This is a genomic window from Pseudomonas sp. QC2 (assembly GCF_002859085.1).
Lineage (GTDB): Bacteria > Pseudomonadota > Gammaproteobacteria > Pseudomonadales > Pseudomonadaceae > Aquipseudomonas > Aquipseudomonas petroselini.
In genome coordinates this window covers 195,886-215,781 of sequence record NZ_PKKS01000008.1, presented here as the reverse complement: position 1 = coordinate 215,781, position 19,896 = coordinate 195,886, and the positions used below count along the sequence as shown (strand labels likewise).

General features: G+C 62.4%; 17 protein-coding genes, 1 tRNA gene and 1 pseudogene. 13 read left to right on the top strand and 6 right to left on the bottom strand.

The genetic code is table 11. The features are described 5' to 3' along the window. Positions 1-329: 329 nt before the first annotated feature. The 3 genes from QCBJ_RS30310 to QCBJ_RS07690 all read right to left on the bottom strand — a co-directional run bounded on the left by QCBJ_RS30310 (position 330) and on the right by QCBJ_RS07690 (position 1,630). Complete coding sequence (locus tag QCBJ_RS30310) at positions 330-509, bottom strand: hypothetical protein (RefSeq protein WP_102060458.1); 180 nt, start codon at positions 507-509, stop codon at positions 330-332. A 115-nt stretch (positions 510-624) separates the two neighbouring features. Further along, positions 625-822, bottom strand: a complete 198-nt coding sequence (locus tag QCBJ_RS07695; protein WP_043205324.1) for a hypothetical protein — start codon at positions 820-822, stop codon at positions 625-627. Between the two features lie 187 nt (positions 823-1,009). Then, positions 1,010-1,630 (bottom strand): hypothetical protein, encoded by a 621-nt coding sequence (locus tag QCBJ_RS07690; RefSeq protein ID WP_256581463.1) that lies wholly within the window; start codon positions 1,628-1,630, stop codon positions 1,010-1,012. Between the two features lie 79 nt (positions 1,631-1,709). Here QCBJ_RS07690 and QCBJ_RS30635 point away from each other — a divergent pair. Further along, positions 1,710-1,784, top strand: a pseudogene (locus tag QCBJ_RS30635) (integrase); the annotation flags it as partial. 82 nt (positions 1,785-1,866) lie between these two features. Here the strand turns inward: QCBJ_RS30635 and QCBJ_RS07680 are convergent. Beyond that, positions 1,867-1,953, bottom strand: a tRNA-Leu gene (locus QCBJ_RS07680). A 216-nt stretch (positions 1,954-2,169) separates the two neighbouring features. On the opposite strand from QCBJ_RS07680, the gene QCBJ_RS07675 reads away from it, so the two are divergent. From QCBJ_RS07675 to QCBJ_RS07650, 6 genes are all read left to right on the top strand, one after another. Beyond that, entirely contained in the window at positions 2,170-2,496 is a 327-nt protein-coding gene (locus QCBJ_RS07675) for a DUF2388 domain-containing protein (protein ID WP_012724130.1), read from the top strand. Positions 2,497-2,777: 281 nt separating this feature from the next. Then, positions 2,778-5,210: a TonB-dependent siderophore receptor gene (locus tag QCBJ_RS07670; RefSeq protein WP_102060456.1), complete on the top strand. Its 2,433-nt coding sequence runs from the start codon at positions 2,778-2,780 to the stop codon at positions 5,208-5,210. 62 nt (positions 5,211-5,272) lie between these two features. Continuing rightward, a complete protein-coding gene (locus QCBJ_RS07665) occupies positions 5,273-6,883 on the top strand; it encodes an ABC transporter substrate-binding protein (protein ID WP_177410652.1) in 1,611 nt (536 codons plus the stop codon). Then, positions 6,880-7,830 (top strand): ABC transporter permease, encoded by a 951-nt coding sequence (locus QCBJ_RS07660; RefSeq protein WP_102060454.1) that lies wholly within the window; start codon positions 6,880-6,882, stop codon positions 7,828-7,830. The genes QCBJ_RS07665 and QCBJ_RS07660 overlap by 4 nt, the downstream gene beginning before the upstream one ends. A 3-nt stretch (positions 7,831-7,833) precedes the next feature. Continuing rightward, entirely contained in the window at positions 7,834-8,733 is a 900-nt protein-coding gene (locus QCBJ_RS07655; protein WP_102060453.1) for an ABC transporter permease, read from the top strand. Then, a complete protein-coding gene (locus QCBJ_RS07650) occupies positions 8,730-10,352 on the top strand; it encodes an ABC transporter ATP-binding protein (protein ID WP_102060452.1) in 1,623 nt (540 codons plus the stop codon). The genes QCBJ_RS07655 and QCBJ_RS07650 overlap by 4 nt, the downstream gene beginning before the upstream one ends. A gap of 3 nt (positions 10,353-10,355) precedes the next feature. Here the strand turns inward: QCBJ_RS07650 and QCBJ_RS07645 are convergent, their stop codons facing one another. Continuing rightward, positions 10,356-11,696, bottom strand: a complete 1,341-nt coding sequence (locus QCBJ_RS07645) for an ABC transporter substrate-binding protein (RefSeq protein ID WP_064052410.1) — start codon at positions 11,694-11,696, stop codon at positions 10,356-10,358. Between the two features lie 283 nt (positions 11,697-11,979). Here QCBJ_RS07645 and QCBJ_RS07640 point away from each other — a divergent pair, with 283 nt between their 5' ends. Continuing rightward, positions 11,980-12,369, top strand: coding sequence for a DUF2946 family protein (locus QCBJ_RS07640; protein ID WP_012724123.1), 390 nt, complete (start codon positions 11,980-11,982; stop codon positions 12,367-12,369). Between the two features lie 51 nt (positions 12,370-12,420). Further along, positions 12,421-14,496 (top strand): TonB-dependent receptor, encoded by a 2,076-nt coding sequence (locus QCBJ_RS07635; RefSeq protein WP_102060451.1) that lies wholly within the window; start codon positions 12,421-12,423, stop codon positions 14,494-14,496. A gap of 57 nt (positions 14,497-14,553) precedes the next feature. On the opposite strand, the gene QCBJ_RS07630 is transcribed toward QCBJ_RS07635, so the two are convergent. Continuing rightward, positions 14,554-15,072 (bottom strand): SgcJ/EcaC family oxidoreductase, encoded by a 519-nt coding sequence (locus QCBJ_RS07630; RefSeq protein WP_012724121.1) that lies wholly within the window; start codon positions 15,070-15,072, stop codon positions 14,554-14,556. Positions 15,073-15,242: 170 nt separating this feature from the next. On the opposite strand from QCBJ_RS07630, the gene QCBJ_RS07625 reads away from it, so the two are divergent. Genes QCBJ_RS07625 through QCBJ_RS07610 form a run of 4 tightly spaced genes read left to right on the top strand, consistent with a single transcriptional unit; the run spans position 15,243 to position 19,895 of the window. After that, positions 15,243-16,427, top strand: coding sequence for a sensor histidine kinase (locus QCBJ_RS07625; protein WP_102060450.1), 1,185 nt, complete (start codon positions 15,243-15,245; stop codon positions 16,425-16,427). Then, positions 16,424-17,077 (top strand): response regulator transcription factor, encoded by a 654-nt coding sequence (locus QCBJ_RS07620; RefSeq protein ID WP_046034215.1) that lies wholly within the window; start codon positions 16,424-16,426, stop codon positions 17,075-17,077. The genes QCBJ_RS07625 and QCBJ_RS07620 overlap by 4 nt, the downstream gene beginning before the upstream one ends. Continuing rightward, on the top strand, positions 17,074-19,389 hold the full coding sequence (locus QCBJ_RS07615) for an ATP-binding protein (protein ID WP_102060449.1): 2,316 nt from the start codon (positions 17,074-17,076) through the stop codon (positions 19,387-19,389). Before QCBJ_RS07620 ends, QCBJ_RS07615 begins: the two co-directional genes overlap by 4 nt. Then, positions 19,386-19,895 carry a response regulator gene (locus QCBJ_RS07610; protein ID WP_012724117.1) on the top strand — a complete coding sequence of 170 codons (510 nt, stop codon included), beginning with the start codon at positions 19,386-19,388 and terminating at the stop codon, positions 19,893-19,895. Before QCBJ_RS07615 ends, QCBJ_RS07610 begins: the two co-directional genes overlap by 4 nt. Position 19,896 lies beyond the last annotated feature (1 nt).

Here is a 19,896-nt window from a genome sequence, read left to right as displayed (position 1 = left end):
TTCAGAAAGGCAAACGACAGCCTAAATACTTCACTCAACCAATGGATAGAGGCGTACAACAAACAGGCCGCGACGCTCGCAGCTTCAGAGGAGAGAGTGCGTCAGTTGGAAAACGATCGGTGCACGCCCATCAAATCGGATGTCGACGATATAAGGTCCGATATCAGCTTGGCAATGAAGTACTACCCCGAGAGGGTTGGCTCCCTTAAAGAAATGATGGACCAATATCAACAGACTTTGCGCGCTTGCTATGCCGCGTCATCTAGTCCCACTCATACACCGTAAAAATCCAGCGCTACGATTTTGCACATTCTAAACCGTGGCGTGGATCACTTGACCCGGCGCTCGACGCCACCAAGTGCCTTGTCACAGTGCAGGCAGTACTCGCAGTTCAGCGTCCGGCACAGCCAGACCTTTGCCCCGTCCCTCACCTTCCCGCTCAGTACGCACAAGGTCGCCCAAAACGTGATAAGGCCGCAGGCGATGGCGTTGATCAGCTCAAGATTCAGGGTGGGTTACCGCATCTGAATTCTTTCAACATCTGCACATTCCTTTTGCTGAATCGCCCTTTCCATGGGCAATAAAAAACCCGACTCAAAGGCCGGGTTTGCAGGCTGATTTTACTCAGTTGTCAGGATGCTCGCTTGCTACTGAATCAGCGGCGTCTACATCCGACATGTCCTCTTCGAGCGGCGCGTCATCGTCTGGCGGCAACGGGATACCGTCTTCATCGCGCTTCGGGTCGTGCCCTGTCTCGTTGTCAGTGCCGCGAGTTACATCCTGCTGGGAAATATTCCCTGGTGCATTTTCATTGATTTCCATGCTGGCTCTCCGTTCTAACGCTCGGGATATCCGCGCTCAAACATGGGAGTCGGCAGGTCACAGCGAGTGCCGAGCACTGGACGAACGGCAGAAAACGAAGACGCCCCCGCACAAGGCGAGGCTTTCATAATTCCTTTCGCCCTACTTTGGGACCCGTAGTGCGGATCAAGACTGGCTTACGCTGCTTTCATTTGTCGAGATCTATCAGCTCGCCCATTCGCCCTCCTAACATTCCACGCAACCACGCACCATGAAACTCAATATTTTCGAGAGAAGTACCGTCACCTAGACGATGCTCAAAAACCTTGCCCTTCGCTCCGCGATACACGACGCGAAAATGTCCATCATGAGCAGACGATGTCATCACATAAGGGCGGATGGAGATGATTTCGCTAAACGGTACGTGTACTTCAACGGGGCTTCGACAACGACGAGTTAGGGTGAGGGTCAACAGCTGCTGGTTTTCGTCGAACGTGAAGGCCTGCACTTGAGGCTCAGAGACAACCCACGCAAAGAACGCACCAATGAACACTGCACTGGCCAGCATTATCAGAATGAAGGATGACGCTGTGAGGCTCTCACCCTGGTTAGCCTGCACACCCTGAATGACGTCCGGCCCTGTGAAAAGGAACGTCGCAAGCCCGTAGCCCGGTAAAAGCAGAAGCAGCGCAAGAGAGAAGCCAAAAACACCCATACCATTGCTTCCGATAATTGGTATTTCGGGGCCGTAATACCAAATAGGCGGGTGGGCAGTACTTAGCCCGCCAGCATTGGTTGCTGTGGCGCTAGCGGGTCTTTGATGATTCATCTGGCCGTCTCCAGGGATTGCAGCGCAGACGTTATCACTACTACCGGACAGTCTGGAAACGGATCACAGGGCTTTCTCTGGACATACCACTGTCGTGATGACCGAGCAGTACATCCGCAACCGCAAAGGCAAGAAAGTCTCACCAACGAAGTGAATTGCGGCCCCGTTGTTTTATTGCGGAGCGGAAACAAACAAGGGCTTGCATCAGCTTTCGCCCGCAAACCCTTGATTTTAGATGGTGCCCGAACCCGGAATCGAACCGGGACGCCCTTACGAGCGGGGGATTTTAAGTCCCATGCGTCTACCAGTTTCGCCATTCGGGCGGTAGCGCGTGTTGCAGGGTTGGGAATATATAGATCCAGCCGCTTCGACGCAAGTTCGCAGGGCAGCTTTCTTGCACCACGGAACAGCTGAAAAAGCTTGGTAGATCAGTGATCTAGATACGCGAATAAAGGCAAAGCAACAGGTTTTCGGCTCGAAGAGCCTCCCGCTACTCTGTTAAAGTCACGCCCACCCAAAACGCATGGAAGCGCTGCAGAATGGATTCATTCAAGGTTATCGCAATCGCCAGCCTGGCATTGCTCGGCACTCCGGTCGTAGCGGCCGAAAACAACAACCCGGTTCAAGGCGCGCTGATGCTCACGTCGGTCGCGCCCTTTTTGCTTGTCTCAGGGGCCACAGCCCTGACCTCCGCCATTCCAGAGCAGTTCACATCGTCCAAGAGTGATGCGCTGGCGTTTATCGGTTCAGGCGGTGAGATCCGTGGGGCACGGTTTGAACAAGCATCACGATTTTATCGTTCCACCTACAACACGCCGCTCATGTCTGACATGCAGTTGGCCCAGGCAATTGCCACGGCGTTCTGACCCACAGCCCCGGCGTCCGACGCGGGCTGCTTGAGTGAACCAGCCTCCACGCGCCTCTTATTCAACGATTCAACTGCCGTTGAATGCCAACCACAATAATAAAAATAGGTAATCTTAAAAATAATATAAATAACATTATCTGATAATTAGCTTATTCCAAAAAAGACTTTCACTCAGATTTTTTATAGGATTATCTTCGCTTCACAGACCGACCCCATACCTGGTGGAGGACGTACCTCCGACCATCAGGAGCCTACCAGGCTTAAGGGATCCTTCTCGCTATGCCACACATCGCCTCTCACGCCGCGCTCAACAACTTTCACTTGTCGCTGCTGACCAGCTCCCTGCTCCTGGCGGTCGCGCCCACTTTCGCCGAGGCGGCAACCGAGGACGCCAAGCTCGGCACTGTGACGGTGATCTCCACCGGCCTGCGTGGCCAGGAACGCACCGTGGCTGACAGCCCGGCGCCGATCGATGTGATCAACAGCGACCAGTTGCTTAAGACCGGCCGCGCCGAGTTGTCCGAGGCGATTGCCAAGCTGTTGCCGTCCTTCAACTTCGGCACCAACATCGCCGGCTACAACTCGGTGACCCGCCCGCTGAGCAACCGCAGCCTCGGGCCTGCCTACACGTTGGTGCTGGTCAACGGCAAGCGCCGGCACAACGGTGCCACCGGCCAACGCGGTTCCATCGACAACAGCGGCGCGAACGCGGTGGACATCGACCTGATCCCGGTCAGCGCGGTGGACCATATCGAAGTACTCAAAGACAGCGCTGCCGCGCAATACGGTTCGGACGCGGTGGCCGGGGTGATCAATATCATCCTCAAGTCCACCCATGACGGCGGGCACCTGGAAACCAGCTATGGGCAGCTGTATACCGGCCAGGGCGAAACCATCAAGGTCGCGGGCGACCAGGGTTTCAAGTGGGGTGATAGCGGCTTCTTCCACCTTTCGGCCGATGCGCGCAAACGCGGCAGCGCCTCCTGGAACGACAAGGCCGACAACAGCGTGCGGGCCTTCAATGACCCGGCCAAGGAAGCGGCTTGGGACCGGGTAGCGATCAAGAACGGCGACCCCGACCTGAAGGCCTTCAACCTGGCCTACAACGCCGAACTGCCCCTGGAAGACCTCACGCTGTACTCGTTCTCTACCTACGGTGAACGTGACGCCGAAGCCGCCAACTATTTCCGCCTGCCCACCGGCACGGCGGCGGTGCCTGAGGTGTTCCCCGACGGTTACTTCCCGCTGAACAACATCAAGGACCGTGACTACCAGTTCCTGTTCGGCGGCAAGGGCTTGGTGGCCGACTGGAACTGGGACCTGAGCACCACCTACGGGCGCAACAACGTGCACCATTCCAGCGACCTGAACATCAACCCGTCGCTGGGCACCGCATCACCGACCCAGTTCGACAACCTGGCAACCTTCCGCTTCGAGCAGTGGGTCAACAACCTGGACTTCACCCGCCGCTACGACAGCCTGTTCAAGCTGACGCCACCAGTGCAGGTGTCGGCGGGCCTGGAGCATCGCTGGGAGCATTTCAGTACGTTCGCCGGCGACCCCGAGGCTTATCTCACCGGCACCTACCCCGCCGCTTCCGGCGCGCAGGCCGCCGTGACGATTCGCCCGGAAGATCAAGTGAGCCTGATCCGCAACAACTACGCGGGTTACCTGGACCTCGGTTTCGACCTGACCGAGCGTTGGTTTCTCGACGTGGCCGGTCGCGTCGAGCATTACGACGATGACTCCGGCAATACCTTCGGCCTGAAAGTGAATTCGCGCTACGAACTGACCAACACCGTGGCCGTGCGCGGCACCGTGGGCACTGGTTTCCGTGCACCCTCCCTGACGCAGATCGGCTACACCGTGGCCGACAACCGGGTGGCGGTGGATGTGAACGGCAATGTGGTGCCCGCCGTGACCCGCCTGACGCCGTCGGGCAGCAACCTGGCCAAGGCCCTCGGTGGCGATGACCTCAAGCCGGAGAAGTCGCGCAACTTAGGGCTGGGCCTGACCTGGCAACCGGCGCCACGCACCAGCATCACCGCCGATGCCTACCTGATCGACATCGACGACCGTATCGCCCTGACCAGCAATATCTACGACCGCGGCAATGGCGCGATCAACGCCATCCTCGCCGCGCAAGGCGTGCCCACCGGCACCTGGGTCAACTATTACACCAACGCCTTTGACACGCGCACCAAGGGCCTGGATGTGGTGGCTGACCACACCACCCCGCTGGACGCCTGGGGCGATGTGCGCTGGAGCCTGGGCTTCAACTGGAACAAGACCACCATTGAAGGCACCCGCGACACGCCGAGTGCGCTGGCCGGTTCCGGCGTGACCCTGGTGGGCCGCGACCGCGAAGGCGACCTCACCGACGCATCACCCAAGACCAAGTGGATCCTGGGCGCCAACTGGAAGGTCGAGGACCTGGCCGTCAACCTGCAAACCGCCCGCTATGGCGCGGTCAAGACCCTGGCCGTCAACCCCAGCGGCGACCGCAGCTTCGGCGCCAAATGGATCACCGACCTGGACATCAGCTACACCTTCGTCGACAGCGTCACCGTCAGCATCGGCGGTACCAACATCTTCGACGTACGTCCCGACAAAAACGCCGTGTACAGCAACCTCGGCCTGGCGGCCTACGGCAACCCGCCGTTCTACCCAGGCGGCGGCTATTGGTACACCAAGCTGGCCTACGACTTCTGATTCACACCTTGCATGCACCCGAAACGCCACATGAGGGCACCCCATTGAATACCTCCAACTTGATGAGCCGTCTGCTGGCCCCCTGCGCCTTGGCGCTAAGCCTCGCCGCTTGCTCGCCCGGGAATGACACCCAGGCCGGCAAAACCCTGAACATCGCGTTCTTCGGCGACAACACCACCCTGGTCAGTGTCGACCCGTTCCAGGTCTATTGGCTGGAACACCGTGTGCTGCTGCGCAATGTCGCCGAGTCCCTGACCGACCAGGACCCGCAGACCGGCAAAATCATTCCCTGGCTGGCCAAAAGCTGGGAGGTGAGTGACGACGCGCTGACCTACACCTTCCACCTGCGCGATAACGTCACGTTCAGCAATGGCGAGCGCTTCGATGCCAAGGCGGTGAAGATCGCCTTCGACAGTGACAAGGCCCTGGCGACCGAGCTGCCGGCGACCTTCGGCGCCACCTACCTGGCGGGTTATGACCACGCCGAAGTGGTGGACGACTTCACCGTCAAACTGGTGCTCTCGAAACCCAACGCCGGCTTCCTGCAAGCCACGTCGACGACCAACCTGGCGATCCTCGCGCCCGCCTCCTACGCCCTGACCGTCAAGGAGCGCTCCCTGGGCAAGATCATCGGCACCGGGCCCTTCGTGCTGGCCAGCTACACCCCGGAAGTCGGTGCGCACCTGACCAAGCGCAAGGGTTACGCCTGGGCCTCGGCCAACATGAAAAACCAGGGAGAAGCGCACCTGGACGCCGTGGACATCAGCTATATCCCCGAAGAAAGCGTGCGCAACGGCCTGTTCCTGCAAGGCAAGGCCGACATCCTATGGCCGCGCAACCCGTTCTCGGAAGTCGACCTGAAACTGTTCCAGTCCAAGGGCGCAACCATCCAGAGCCGCTCGCTGCCAGGGCCTGCGCTCAACCTGTACCCCAACACCCGTGGCGAACGCATCCTCGCGGACCCGCACGTGCGCCTGGCCGTGCAAAAGGCGCTCGACCGCAAGAGCTACGCCAGCACCGTCTACAACGCCGAGTTCCCGGTGGTGGACGGCATTTTCGACGTGACCACGCCTTACTTCAAAAGCCAGGGCAATAAGCTCGCCTACGACCCGGCGGGCGCCGAGCAACTGCTGGATCAGGCCGGCTGGACCAAGGGTGCGGACGGTTACCGGCACAAGAACGGCAAGCGCCTGAGCCTGAGCTACAACATCAGCCCAGCGGAAACGGCGGGCGACGTGCTGATCCAAGACCAACTGCGCAAGGTCGGGATCGAGCTGAAACTCAGCGTGGTCACCCGCGCCGAATGGGTCGCCAACAACTCCGCGGGCAATTACGACCTGACGATCAACTACATGACCCGCGCCGACCCGATCATCCTGCAAACCATCCTGGACCCGCGTAGCGCCAACAGCTCGACCCTGGCCACCAACACCTACGAGCCAGCGGCGCTGGACAAAGCCAAAGCCTTATTTGATGCCGGTATCACCGCGACCCAAAGCCAACAGCGCGCCGCGGCCTACGGCGACCTGCAAGACCTGCTGATTGATGAAAGCTCGGCATTCCCGGTGTATGAACGCGTGTGGCAGGCGGCGACGTCGCCCAAGGTGAAGAACTTCCGCTGGACCGCCGAAGGCTTTGCGCTGCTGGGTGATATCGAGATCGGCACGCCATGAGCCGTTACCTGATCGGTCGGGTGGGCCAAGCGCTGCTGGTGCTGTGGGGCGCCTACAGCATCACGTATTTCATCCTTTATCTGCTGCCGGGCGACACGCTGTCGATCATGCTCAGCGCCTCGGGCATGGAAGCCGACTCGTTGTCGGTGGAAGACCTGGCAAAAGCGCGGGCTTACTACGGCCTGGACAAGGGCCTGTTCGAACAGTATTTCGACCTGCTGCTGGGCGCACTGCGGGGCGACTTTGGCCAGTCACTCTCGCTTAACCGCCCGGTAGCCGAGCTGCTCGCCGAACGCCTGCCGCAAACCTTGTCCCTGGCAGGCCTGGCCATCGTGCTGTCGCTACTGGGTGGCATCGGCCTGGCCTACCTCACCGCCTATATCCGCTGGCAACCGTTGAAAAAAGCCCTGGCGCGCCTGCCGTCCCTGGGTTTTTCGGTGCCGGTGTTCTGGATGGGCCTGCTGTTGATCCAGGTGTTCGCCTTCGGCCTCGGCTGGTTCCCCGCCACCGGCAGCCGGGGCGTTGAAAGCCTGGTGCTGCCCGCCATCACCCTGGCGATTCCGAGCGCGGCGGTGTACGCCCAGGTGCTGCAACGCAGTTTCCAGGGTGTCTGGAAAGAGTCCTACATCACCACCGCCTACGCCAAGGGCCTGAGCCGTGGCCAGGTGCAGGCGCGCCACGGGTTCAAGAATGCCGCGCTGCCGATCCTCACGCTGATCGGCCTGCAGGTCGGCAACACGGTGTCGGGCGCGGTGCTGGTGGAAACCATCTTCGCCCGCTCCGGCATTGGCCGCCTGGCCCAGGAGGCGGTGTTGCGCCAGGACATTCCAGTGGTGCTGGCGATTGTCGCGGTGTCGGCGGCGGCGTTTGTCCTGGTCAACCTGTTGGTCGACCTGCTCTACCCGTGGCTCGACCCGCGTATCTCCCACACGCCAAAGGTGTCCTAGACCATGACCATCCTTGAGCAGAACCTGGGCCGCAAGGCCATCCCGGCCAGCCCCGCACTCTGGCGGCGCCGCAGCCGCCTTCAACGCGCGACGGCGGTGGTGTTGCCGCTGCTGCGCCGGCCGGGGTTCAGCCTGGCGCTGTTGGTGGTGGTGTTTTCTCTGGTGGCGGCCGTCGCGCCGCACCTGTTGAGCAACTTTGACCCTTACGCCACGTCCCCCCTCGACAAGCTGCGCGCCCCCAACCTGAGCCACTGGTTCGGCACCGATGAGCTGGGCCGCGACCTGTACACCCGCGTGGTATACGGCGCCAGCCTGTCGGTACTCGCGGCGTTCCTGGCCGTCGGTATCGCGCTGTTGGGCGGCCTGGGCCTGGGCATCCTGTCGGGCTTTGCCGGTGGCCGCATTGATGCCGTGATCATGCGCTTCGTCGATGTGCTGCTGGCCCTGCCCGGCCTGCTGCTGGCCCTGGCAATCGTCACGGCCATCGGCTTCGGTACCGTGCCGGTGGCCATCGCCGTGGGCATCGGCATTATCCCAGGGTTCGCCCGCACCACCCGTGCCGAAGTGCTGCGGGTCAAGACCCTGCCCTACGTCGAGGCCGCGCGCCTGGGCGGCGCCAGCTGGGCGCGCACCTTGCTGCGGCACATCTTGCCCAACGCCTGGGGACCGGTGGCGGTACTCGCGACCCTGGACTTTGGCGCGGCCATCCTGGCCACTGCCGGCCTGAGTTTCCTCGGTTTTGGCGCCGCGCCACCGGCCGCCGAATGGGGCACCTTGATCGCCAACGGCCGGCACTTTCTGATCACCGCCCCGTGGGTGTCGCTGCTGCCCGGCCTGTTCCTGGTCGCCGTGGTGTTCAGCCTCAACCATATCGCCCGCACCTTCGAGGAGATCCAGCGATGAGCGCTTTAGTGGATGTTCGCCAACTCAGTGTCACCTACCGTTCCGGCGGGCAAGTCAACCAAGCGGTGCGCACGCTGTCGTTCGCCATCGCCCAAGGCGAGACCGTGGCGATTGTCGGCGAGTCCGGCTCGGGCAAGTCGACCCTGGCCAACGCCATCCTCGGCCTGCTGCCGGACACTGCACAGATCAGCGCCGGGCAATTATGGGTCGACGGTCACGACCTGACCCACGCCAGCGAGCGGCAGAAACGCACCCTGCGCGGCCGCACCGTCGGCCTGGTGCCACAGGACCCAATGGTCAGCCTCAACCCGACCCTGCGCGTCGGCCAGCAAATCGCCGAGGCGCTGATATTGGCCAAAGGCAAACGCTACCCCGCGGTGGATGCGGACATTGTCGAGTTGCTGCAACAGGTCGGCATCGACAAACCGGTGCTGCGCGCCCGCCAATACCCCCATGAGCTGTCCGGCGGCATGCGCCAGCGCGTGCTGATCGCCATCGCCCTGGCCGGCAACCCGCGCCTGATCATCGCCGACGAGCCCACCAGCGCGTTGGACGTCACCGTGCAGCGCAAGATTCTCGACCACTTGCAACGCCTGGTCAGTGAACGCGGGATTTCGCTGCTGATCATTACCCACGACCTGGGCGTGGCCACCGACCGCGCCGACCGGATCCTGGTGATGCAACAAGGCCAAGTGGTCGAGCAAGGCCCGCCACGGCAGATCCTGAACGCACCGCAGCATGACTACACGCGCGCATTGATTGCCGCCGCACCGGCGTTCGCCAAGCGTCGCGAACCCTTGATCAAGATTGACCCGCTGCAGGCGCCGATCCTGCGCCTGCAAAACGTCGGCAAGACGTTCACCTTGCCCAAGGTCAAGGGTGAGGACTCGACCTTCGTGGCCCTGGAAGACCTGAGCCTGCAGGTGTTTCCCGGCCAGACACTGGCCATCGTCGGCGAGTCGGGTTCGGGCAAGAGCACCGCGCTGCGCATCGCCCTGGGCCTGGAACAACCCACACGAGGTCGGGTCTGGTTCGAACAGCAGGACGTCACTCACCTGAGCTGGCGCGAATTCCGCCCGCTGCGCCAACGCCTGCAACTGGTGCAGCAAAACCCGTTTGCCGCCCTCGACCCGCGCTTCACCGTGTTCGACAGCATCGTCGAGCCGCTGGTGTCGTTCGGCGTGCTCAAGGGCCCGGCCCTGGAGCAGGCGGCACGGGAGTTGATCAGCCGCGTGCACTTGCCGGTGAGTTTTCTGGATCGTCTGCCGCGCGAACTCTCCGGCGGCCAGTGCCAACGGGTCGCCATCGCCCGGGCCCTGGCATTGAAACCCGACCTGCTGCTGCTCGACGAACCGGTCAGCGCCCTGGATGTGTCGGTGCAGGCGCACATTCTCGACCTGCTGGAAGAGCTGCAACGGGAGATGGGGATTGCCTATGTGCTGGTGTCCCACGACCTGTCGGTGGTGGCTAACTTTGCGCATGAGGTGCTGGTGCTGCGCAATGGCCGCGTGGTTGAGCAGGGTTCGGTCGCACACATCTTCAACCAGCCGGCCAGCGACTACACCCGTGAACTGATTGCCGCCATCCCTGGCCGGCACGTGACCGCCACCGCCGCCTGAGGGCTACGGCGCCGAACAGTCCCGCGCCACGATGCCCTTCTCCTGGGCATACGCGGCGGACTTGGCCTCGATCAGCGGGCGCAGGGTGGCGCGGTCGGCTTGTAGCCAGTCGGTCACCAGCACCCACTTTTGCCCGTCCCATTGCTGCACGCGGGCCGAACCGCCACCTTCATGATCGGCGCAGGTCAACTTCAGTGGCGCCAGCAAACCTTCAAGGCCCAATGCTTTGATGCGCGCGGCGTCGATGTCCAGGTGTTCGAAGGCCCAGCGGGTTTCCTCGCCATTGAGCGCACGGTGACCAAACTTGGCCTGGCCGGTGCGCAGCGCTTCGACCGCAATCGCCGCGTTGATCAGGCCGATATTGTAGTAGACCTTGCCGAAGTAGCTGGCGTCCTTGAGGTTGCTTTTGCCGGGATCGAGGATGAACTGCTTGAGCTTCTTATGGATGTCAAAGGTGTCGCCTCCGGGGAATGGCGCCAGGGCCTGGTAGCCTTTGGCGGCAGTGCCGGCGGGAATCACATCGGCTTCGGAGCCTGCCCACACATCACCGATCAGGCGGTCCACCGGCACGCCAAAGCGCACGGCGGTCTTGATGGCGACCGGCGTGGACACGCCCCAGGTGCGCAAGAACACCCAGTCCGGGTTGAGCTGGCGGACCTGGCGCCATTGGGTGGACTGCTCGTTACCGGGGTCGGCGACCGGGATCTGAATGTTCTCGAAACCGTACTTTTCGGCGAGCAGCTGCATGGCCGCCTGGGTTTCACGACCGTAGGCAGAATCGTGGTAGACCGTCACGATTTTCTTGCCCTTGAGCTTGTCCAGGCCGCCTTCGCGTTGGGCGATGTAGTTGATCCCCACCGACGCCTGGCCGTAGTAGTTGAGCAGCAGCGGGAAGGCGTAAGGGAACACGCGGCCATCGGTCGACTCGGTACGCCCGCCCGCGCCGTCGATCAGCGGAATGTGATCAACCGCCGCACGGTCCATCAACGCGTAGGAAGCCGGCGTGCTGTGAGTGAAGAAGAATGCGGTGGGTGCGCCGTCCAGGCCGCCTTTGTAGCGTTCGTAGCATTCGATGATGCGGTCGGTTTTCCATTCGGTCTCGCATTCCTGCCAGACCAGCTTGACGCCATTCACGCCGCCCTCGACTTCGTTGATGTAGCGGAAATAGTCGATCTCCCCTGCCCACCACGGAATCCCGCTGGAGGCATAGGCCCCGACGCGGTAGGTGGCCAGTGGGATGAACTGTCGGTCGTTGGCCGCCTGGGCGAGCGTGGACAATGGCCCGCCCAGGGCGCCGAGTGCCAGCAGGCTGGCGAAAACAGTGCGTTGCAAGACGTTGTGCATGGGTATGGTTTCTTATGAAAAGGTTGGGGATTTCCCTCCCGTGGTCGGGTCAGCGCCAATCACCTCACAACACAATCCATGCCAACCCCTCAAGCCCTCAAACTCAGGTGCTCACGCGCGACCGTGGGAGCCCTCGGCCCGCAAAATCGGGCACTTTATTGAATGTCTGTTGCGCCACCAACACTGCATTCGCCAGGCCTGCGGCGAAATGGCGCGGGAAAGCACTTTTACTTCATCCCCGAACTGCGGCTAAATATCTGCCCCCCTTGCGTCGACTGCTCTGATGGCTACGTTCAAACGCATCAGCCCCTGGATCGCCTGCCTGGCCCTGCTGCTGAACATGCTGGCCATGCCGCTGAGCCGTGCCATGCAGACGCCGGATACCGGCTTGATGCTGTGGGGCGGATTCTGTTCCGGGGGCGCCTCCCAGGCCCTGCCGCCGGGGTTTGACCGGCTGATCGACCTCTCGCAGTCCGGCCCCGCCAAACCCGCGATGAAGCACAGCGACTGCTGCTGTGGTCATGCCGGGCTGGCCGCACTGCCGTCCGACTATTACCGGCACTGGCTGCCGCGCTTCACGCCGGATACCGTCCTCGACAACCCGACACTGCCCGCGCTGCACCCCAGGGTTCGCTGGCCGAACTTGACCCCGCGCGCCTCCCCTGTTGCCTGATCGACCCCACCTTCGTTGTGTTCGTCTTTTGGTCATCAAGAGGTCTGGCTTATGCCTGCTCCATTCCTTGTGCCCGGCGCAAAACGTCGCCCGGGTTCGCGTTACCTGTGGCCGCTGCTTTCCACCGGCCTGTTCATTCTTCACCCGCTTGCCGCCGTTGGTAACACTGAGGATTCGACCCTCACCCTCGGTACCGTCACGGTGCAAGGCGCAACGGGTGCCAGCGGCCCGCTGAGCACCGCCAGCGTACTCAGCTCGGTGGATATCCTCGGCGCGGACATCCTGGAAAAAATGCCGGTCAACTACAGCTGGGAACTGTTCAGCCGCGCGCCGGGGGTCATGCTCACCGAGTTCAACCAAGGCACGACGTCCGGCAAAATCTCCTTTCGCGGCTTCAATGGCGAAGGCGAAGTGAATGCGGTGAAGCTGCTGATCGATGGCATCCCCAGCAACAGCAACGACGGCAACATGCCGTTCTTGGACATGATCTTCCCGCTGGAGCTCGACAGTATCGAGGTGGTGCGCGGCACCAGCGATGCGCGCTATGGCCTCAACAATATCGCCGGCAACGTCAACATGCTCACCCGCACAGGCGGCGAATACACCCGGGCACGGCTGCGCTATGGCAGCTACAACACCCAGGAAGCTCAACTCGCCAAAGGCATCCAAGGCAGCAACTGGACGCAGAACTACTTCTTCGCTTACCAGAAGTCCGATGGCTACCGCGATCATGCCGAGGCGGACAAATTCTCGCTGTCCGGCAAATGGTTCTATACGCCGGACGACGACAGCTACCGTATCGGCCTGATCGCCCGGCATTATGAAACCGAGGCACAGGAGCCCGGCTACTTGAGTGAAGAGGATACCCACCAGCATCCGCGCATGACCAACAGTTACAACGCCACCGACAAAGGCACGCGGCGCATGAACCAGCTCAGTGTGCATGTCGACACCGAGCTGGCCGAGACCCTGGCTTGGTCGGCGAAAACCTACGTGAACACCTTCGACGACCGGCGCTGGACGCAATACTGGAGCACCAGCGCCCAGCAGGAACGCGACGCCTACGAAACCCAGTACGGCGCCCTCACCTCCCTGACCTGGCGCCCGCAGGTCAGCTGGCTGTACGACTTCGCCCTGGAAGGCGGCGCGGACATGCAGCAGCAACAGAACAAGAGCGAGCGCTACCGCACCCGTGACCGGGCGCGCCAGGCACAAACCCGCGACCAGCAATTTGACTTCGACACTTACGGTGCCTATATCCAGGCCGAGATCAAACCGTTCGAGTCGCTGAAGATCATCCCGGCGTATCGCGTCGACAAGATCCAGGGGGACTTCACCAATGAAATGACCGGCCTGGATTACGACATCAATGACTATGGGTTGATCAAACAACCCAAGCTCAGCGTGGTGTATTCACCCTGGGAGGTGGCCAGCGTGTACGCCAACTGGGGACGTACCTTCCAGGTGGGCACCGGCGCGGCGGCCTACAAGATTCCGCCCAGGGACACCGACCTGGCGCCGTCGATCAATGAAGGCTGGGAAACCGGCATTAAATTCACCCCTGCCGACTGGATCGACGGCCGTGTGGCGTATTGGCAACAGGACGCCAGTGGCGAAGTCAGCCGCCGGCTCAACGACCCGAGTGGCGAGTCGGATAATGTCGGCGAAACCCGCCGCTGGGGCTACGACGCCCAGTTAAACCTGCACCCGAACGCGCGCACCGACATCTGGATGGCCTACGCCTGGCAGTACTCGAAAATCCTCAAGGCCAGCGCCACGCTGCCCAACAGTAAAGGTCAGGAAATCGACCACATCCCCCATCACCTGTACAACGCGGGCGTCAGCTACAAGGCCACGCCGTCGCTGCAACTGACCGCCTGGATGAACGGCCAGACGAACTACTACCTGGAGCGCGAGAACACCAAGGGCACCTACGGCGGCTATGTCCTGATGAACCTGGGGGCGACGTATCAGGTGACCGAGTCGGTGAGCGTTGACCTGCAGCTGAAAAACCTCACCAACCGCTACTACGAGTACGTCTGGTATGACCCGGACGGTGCGCGTGCGTCACTGCACTCACCGGGTGACGGGCGTGCGTTGTACAGCGGGGTGACGCTGGATTTCTGATCGGCGCACACGCAAAAAAGTCCACACCCGTCAGGGCGTGGACTTTTCGATCTGCGGTTACTGCTTGGCGTGTTTCGCCTGAACCTCGGGCATCGCCGAGGAGTGGTGGTTGAGGATTTTCCACTGGCCGCCGACCTGCTCGTAGACAAAGGTGTAGCGGGCCTGCACATGACGCACCTTGCCGTTCTTCTCGGTCAGGGTGAAGGTGTAGACCCCGCTGTCCATCGCCACGTTACTGCCCAGTTGACGGATTTCACGGTAATTGATCTGGCCTACCGGCTTGAGGGTCATGAAGTGATCAAAGTAATCCGTGATCTGCTCCGGGGTGGTACGGACCTGGTTGGACACGGTCGGCTGCAGCACCGCGCCCGGTGCATACAAGTCGACCACCGACTTGACGTTACCGGTCTGCAGCGCGCTGTTCCAACGGTCAAACAACCCGGCAATCTCGCGGTCTTGCGCATTGGCAGGCGCCTGGGCCACGTCGCGGTAGACGTAGGGAGCGGTCTGGGCCGCCTGCACAAAGGGGGCGCTCAAGGCAAAAATCACGGCGATCGACACGGCTTTAACGTTCATTGGGATGCTCCTGTTGTGAGTGAGCCCACTTTGCCAATCGCCTGCCCGGCCGACATCGGCCAACCGGAGCCATTTGCCTATGCCATTTGGCAGATGGCGCCCAACCCGCTCGCCAAGGTTTAATAGCCTCCCTCGCGCCTGCGAAACTGTGTCGACAGCGGAGCCCAAGCATGCAAAACACACCACACGATCCCGGGAGTGCCTTGGCTATCCGCGCGCATTATCGACAATCCGAAAGTCGTACCGCGCGGTTGCGGTTGCTGGTCGATACCGGGCAGGCGCTACCCCAACTGGCGCCGGAGGCCATGCGTGAGCGCGTGCTGTCGCGGGCATGCGCGTTCCTGGCGATGGACCATGGGTTGATTCAGGAGTGGGATGCCGAGGGCGGCATCACGGTTACCGCGCGTCATGGCAGCCAGGATCGCCTCAGCAGCCTTGCCGCCGTCGCTGACCGGCGCCTGCGCAATCCCTGCTGGCTGGAGCTGCCGGGCAGTGCCCTGCCCAGTGTGTTGCAGGTGCCGTTGCGCGGTGACGACGGCGATGCCTTGGGCGTGCTGGTGCTGGGCAATAGCGTCAGCCTGCGCGCGCCCGACCACGAAGACAGTGAATCACTGCAATTGCTCGCCACGCTGCTGGCCGCGCACCTGCAGAACGATCGGCTGCTGACCACCCTCAAGGCGCGGGACAGGACGCTGTCCGATCTGGTCAACCGGCTGCTGCACGCCCAGGAAGACGAGCGCAAACGCGTGGCCTACGACTTGCACGACGGGTTGGCGCAAACCCTCGCGGGGTTGCATCAGCGCCTGCAAGGGTTTGCCGGGCGCTGCCCGACGCTGCCAGGCACCTTGAACGCGGACCTGCAGGCGATTCTGACCCTGGCCCAGCATTCGGTGGGTGAAGGCCGGCAACTGATCGCCGGCCTGCGCCCGACTGTGCTGGACGATTTCGGATTATTCAAGGCGCTCGACAAAGAGGCTGACCGCCTGCGCGAAGCCGGCGTCAGCGTGCAATGGTCCACCGGCTACGCGGAGCGCTTGCCCAGCCAGGTGGAAATCGCCCTGTTCAGGATCGGCCAGGAAGCCATCAATAACGTGCTCAAGCATGCGCAGGCTGGCCATGTGCAACTGGCCCTGGCACTGCACGACGGCCAGGTTTCGCTGCGCATAGACGACAACGGCAAAGGCTTTGACCCCGGCCAACCGCTCGACGCCCAGGATGCGCAGCACCTGGGCCTCGCCACCATGCATGAGCGCGCCAGCCTGCTGGGCGGGCAGTTCATCTGCACCAGCGCCCCCGGTGGTGGCACTCAACTGCACGCTCGCGTGCCTGCCCCTCTGAATGGAATGCCGCAATGAGCCGACTCTTGCGCCTGGTGCTGGCGGACGACCATGAAGTCACACGCACCGGTTTTGTCGCACTGCTGGCGGGTCACCCGCAGTTCGAAGTCGTCGGCCAGGCCCGCGATGGGCAGCAAGCGGTGGAGCTGTGTGAACAGCTGCTGCCGGATATCGTCATCCTCGACATTCGGATGCCGGTGCTCAATGGACTGGGCGCGGCGCGCCTGCTGCAACAGCGCCTGCCGGCCATCAAGGTGGTAATTTTCACCATGGACGACAGCCCCGACCATCTGGAAGCCGCGATGAACGCCGGGGCCGTGGGGTACCTGCTCAAAGACGCCAGCCGCGACGAGGTGATCGAGGCGTTGCAACGAGTCGCCGCCGGTGAAGAAGCGCTCAACACGGCGGTGAGCGCGCGGTTGTTGCGACGCATGACCGAACGCAACGCCGCCGGCAGCGTACCCACCGAGCACCTGACCCCACGGGAGCGCCAGGTGCTCGGGCTGGTGGCGAACGGCATGAGCAACCGGCAAATCGGTGAGCACCTGGGGATTACCACCGGCACCGCCAAGGCCCATGTTGAACGGGTCATCGGCAAGCTCGGTGCCGCCGATCGAACCCAGGCGGCTGTGCGCGGCATCGCACTGGGCCTGGTGACACAGTCATGAAAAGACGGTGGGCCGACCTGCCCCTGCGCGGCAAGGCGCTGGTGGTGATTTCCCTGCCGCTGGTGGTGCTGCTGCTGTCGCTGGTGCTGATCTACACCACCGAGCGGCAGACCGCACGCGCCGAAGAAGACGTGCGTCGGGTATTGCGCGTGCAAAGCGATATCCGCGCCGTACACACGCTGTTGGCCGAGGCGGCTGCCAGCGTGCGTGGCTACCTGCTGACGCGTCGCGAGGACTTCCTGCCAGGCTACCTGAACGCCAAGCCACAGATTGCAGCGGCCCTGCAGCGGCTCGACGGCAATGTGCGCGATCAGCGCGTGCGCGAACAACTCGTCGCCATCAGGCCGCTGATCAACAGCAAAGTCGAGGGGCTGGAAGACATGCTCAGCGACCCGACGACCAGCACCGCCACGATGACCGAGATCCTGGTCAGCAACAAACACATCCTCGACGCCCTGCGCCAACACATCGCCAACATGCTCATGCTGGAGGACTCGTTGCTGGCCGAGCGCACCGCCGCTGCGGCCGAGACGCGCCAGCGGTTACTACTGTCCACGTGGCTGGCGGCGATCTGCGGGTTGTTCGGGGCTATTGTCGCGGTGCTGTTCTTGTCCAAGGGCATTGTGGCGCGTGTGCAGAATGTGCAAGGCAACGCACAACGCCTGGCCCTCGGCCAACCGCTGTTGCCACAACCGCCGGAGCATGACGAGATTGGCCAGTTGGGCACGCGGCTGGTGGAGGCCGGCTTGCTGCTGGCGGAACGCGAACGCGCGCTGCGCGAGAACGAAGAACGTTTACGGCTGATCATCGACGGGGTGAAGGACTACGGGATTTTCGCCCTCGACACGGCGGGCCACGTCACCAGCTGGAACGCCGGGGCCGAGCGGATCAAGGGCTACACCGAGCAGGAAATCATCGGCCAGCATTTCTCGGTGTTCTACCTGCCACAGGAATGCCCGCAACACCCGGCCATGGCCCTGGATGAGGCCACCCGCCACGGGCATTACATGGAAGAAGGCTGGCGCCTGCGCCAGGACGGCACGCGTTTTTGGGCCAGCGTGGTGATCACGGCACAGTTCGACGCAACCGGGGCTTTGCGCGGTTTTTCGAAGATCACCCGCGACATCACCGACCGCCGCGCGGCGGAGATGGCGCTGGGTAACGCCCGTGAGGAGGCCGAGCGCGCCAGCCGGGCCAAGAGCGAGTTTTTGTCGCGCATGAGCCACGAGCTGCGCACCCCGCTCAACTCGATCCTGGGCTTTGCACAGCTGCTCGACATGGACTCGGCTGCAGGGCAAAAAGCGCACGTCGGGCATATCCTGCGGGCCGGCCAACACCTGCTGACGCTGATCAACGAAGTGTTGGACATTGCCAAGATCGAGGCCGGACGTCTGCCGTTGAACATCGAGCCGATCCGGTTGGCGGGCGCACTGCAGGAAGCCCTGGCGCTGGTGTCTCCCATGGCCGCCGACGCCGGTATCCAGTTGCAGCCGCTGCCTGCGCTGGCGGCGGATATCGGCATCGCGGCCGACCCTCAACGCTTGACCCAGGTGCTGCTGAACTTGCTGTCCAATGCGATCAAATACAACCAGCCGCAGGGCCAGGTGAGCATTGAGGTCAAGGTCGAAGGGCCGCGCATCGGCGTGGCGGTGTGCGATACCGGCAAAGGCATCCCGGCGGACAAGCTCGGGCAGTTGTTCAAACCGTTCGAGCGCCTGGGCGCCGACCCGAATGTGGAAGGCAGCGGCCTGGGCCTGGCGCTGAGTAAAAGCCTGCTGGAAAAGATGGATGGCCAACTGAGCGTGCACACCCAACAGGGCATCGGTTCACGCTTCACGCTGGAGTTGCCGTTCGTGAGTGTGCAGGCATCCAATGGCCTGCCCGCCGCCGTCGCCGACACGGTGTCGATACGCCCTGCCCCCGTCGCCCCCGCCACCCAAGGCAAGGTGCTGTATATCGAAGACAACCTCTCCAGCCTCGCGCTGATCGAGACGTTGCTGCACCGCAGGCCGGGGATAAAACTGCTGTCCAGCATGCAAGGCCAACTCGGCCTGGACCTGGCCGCGCAGCATGCGCCCCGGTTGATTCTGCTGGACGTGTCACTGCCGGACATCGACGGCTTGGCCGTGCTGCAGCGGTTGCGCCGCTCCGCGATCACCCAGGACACACCGGTGCTGATGCTCACCGCCGATGCCAGCGACCTCACCCGCCAAGCCTTGCACGCAGCCGGCGCGACGGCCATTCTGCACAAGCCGATCAACGTGCCGGCCTTTTTAGCCCACCTCGACCAGTACTTTCCGGAGCCCGCGTGAACCTTGACCTGCGCATCCTGATCATCGACGACCAACGCCCGAACCTTGAGCTGGTGGAACAATTGCTGGCACGTGAAGGGCTGACCAACGTACTGAGCAGCACCGAGCCATTGCGCACCCTGGAGCTGTTCAACAGCTTCGAACCGGACCTGGTCATTCTTGACCTGCACATGCCCGAGCTCGACGGTTTTGCGGTGCTGGAGCAACTCAACCGACGCATTCCCAACGGTGAATACCTGCCGATCCTGGTGCTGACCGCCGACGCCACCCGCGACACCCGCCTGCGCGCCCTGGCACTCGGTGCCAGGGACTTCATCAGCAAACCCTTGGATGCGTTGGAAACCATGCTGCGGGTATGGAACCTGCTGGAAACCCGCGTGCTGTACAAAACCTTGCGCACGCGGGTGCCGGCGGACCAGATCGAGTTGTTGCAACGACGCGGCACTATGACCGCGCCCAGCACGCTTGAGGGAGGGCCGGGTTCACCGGCGATACGACGTTGTTAAT

What these genes read in the sequence shown, in the direction of transcription:
- QCBJ_RS07695 (WP_043205324.1), bottom strand. Translation starts at nt 822, where the DNA reads ATGGAAATCAATGAAAATGCACCAGGGAATATTTCCCAGCAGGATGTA.
- QCBJ_RS07690 (WP_256581463.1), bottom strand. Translation starts at nt 1,630, where the DNA reads ATGAATCATCAAAGACCCGCTAGCGCCACAGCAACCAATGCTGGCGGG.
- QCBJ_RS07675 (WP_012724130.1), top strand. Translation starts at nt 2,170, where the DNA reads ATGGATTCATTCAAGGTTATCGCAATCGCCAGCCTGGCATTGCTCGGC.
- QCBJ_RS07670 (WP_102060456.1), top strand. Translation starts at nt 2,778, where the DNA reads ATGCCACACATCGCCTCTCACGCCGCGCTCAACAACTTTCACTTGTCG.
- QCBJ_RS07665 (WP_177410652.1), top strand. Translation starts at nt 5,273, where the DNA reads ATGAGCCGTCTGCTGGCCCCCTGCGCCTTGGCGCTAAGCCTCGCCGCT.
- QCBJ_RS07660 (WP_102060454.1), top strand. Translation starts at nt 6,880, where the DNA reads ATGAGCCGTTACCTGATCGGTCGGGTGGGCCAAGCGCTGCTGGTGCTG.
- QCBJ_RS07655 (WP_102060453.1), top strand. Translation starts at nt 7,834, where the DNA reads ATGACCATCCTTGAGCAGAACCTGGGCCGCAAGGCCATCCCGGCCAGC.
- QCBJ_RS07650 (WP_102060452.1), top strand. Translation starts at nt 8,730, where the DNA reads ATGAGCGCTTTAGTGGATGTTCGCCAACTCAGTGTCACCTACCGTTCC.
- QCBJ_RS07645 (WP_064052410.1), bottom strand. Translation starts at nt 11,696, where the DNA reads ATGCACAACGTCTTGCAACGCACTGTTTTCGCCAGCCTGCTGGCACTC.
- QCBJ_RS07640 (WP_012724123.1), top strand. Translation starts at nt 11,980, where the DNA reads ATGGCTACGTTCAAACGCATCAGCCCCTGGATCGCCTGCCTGGCCCTG.
- QCBJ_RS07635 (WP_102060451.1), top strand. Translation starts at nt 12,421, where the DNA reads ATGCCTGCTCCATTCCTTGTGCCCGGCGCAAAACGTCGCCCGGGTTCG.
- QCBJ_RS07630 (WP_012724121.1), bottom strand. Translation starts at nt 15,072, where the DNA reads ATGAACGTTAAAGCCGTGTCGATCGCCGTGATTTTTGCCTTGAGCGCC.
- QCBJ_RS07625 (WP_102060450.1), top strand. Translation starts at nt 15,243, where the DNA reads ATGCAAAACACACCACACGATCCCGGGAGTGCCTTGGCTATCCGCGCG.
- QCBJ_RS07620 (WP_046034215.1), top strand. Translation starts at nt 16,424, where the DNA reads ATGAGCCGACTCTTGCGCCTGGTGCTGGCGGACGACCATGAAGTCACA.
- QCBJ_RS07615 (WP_102060449.1), top strand. Translation starts at nt 17,074, where the DNA reads ATGAAAAGACGGTGGGCCGACCTGCCCCTGCGCGGCAAGGCGCTGGTG.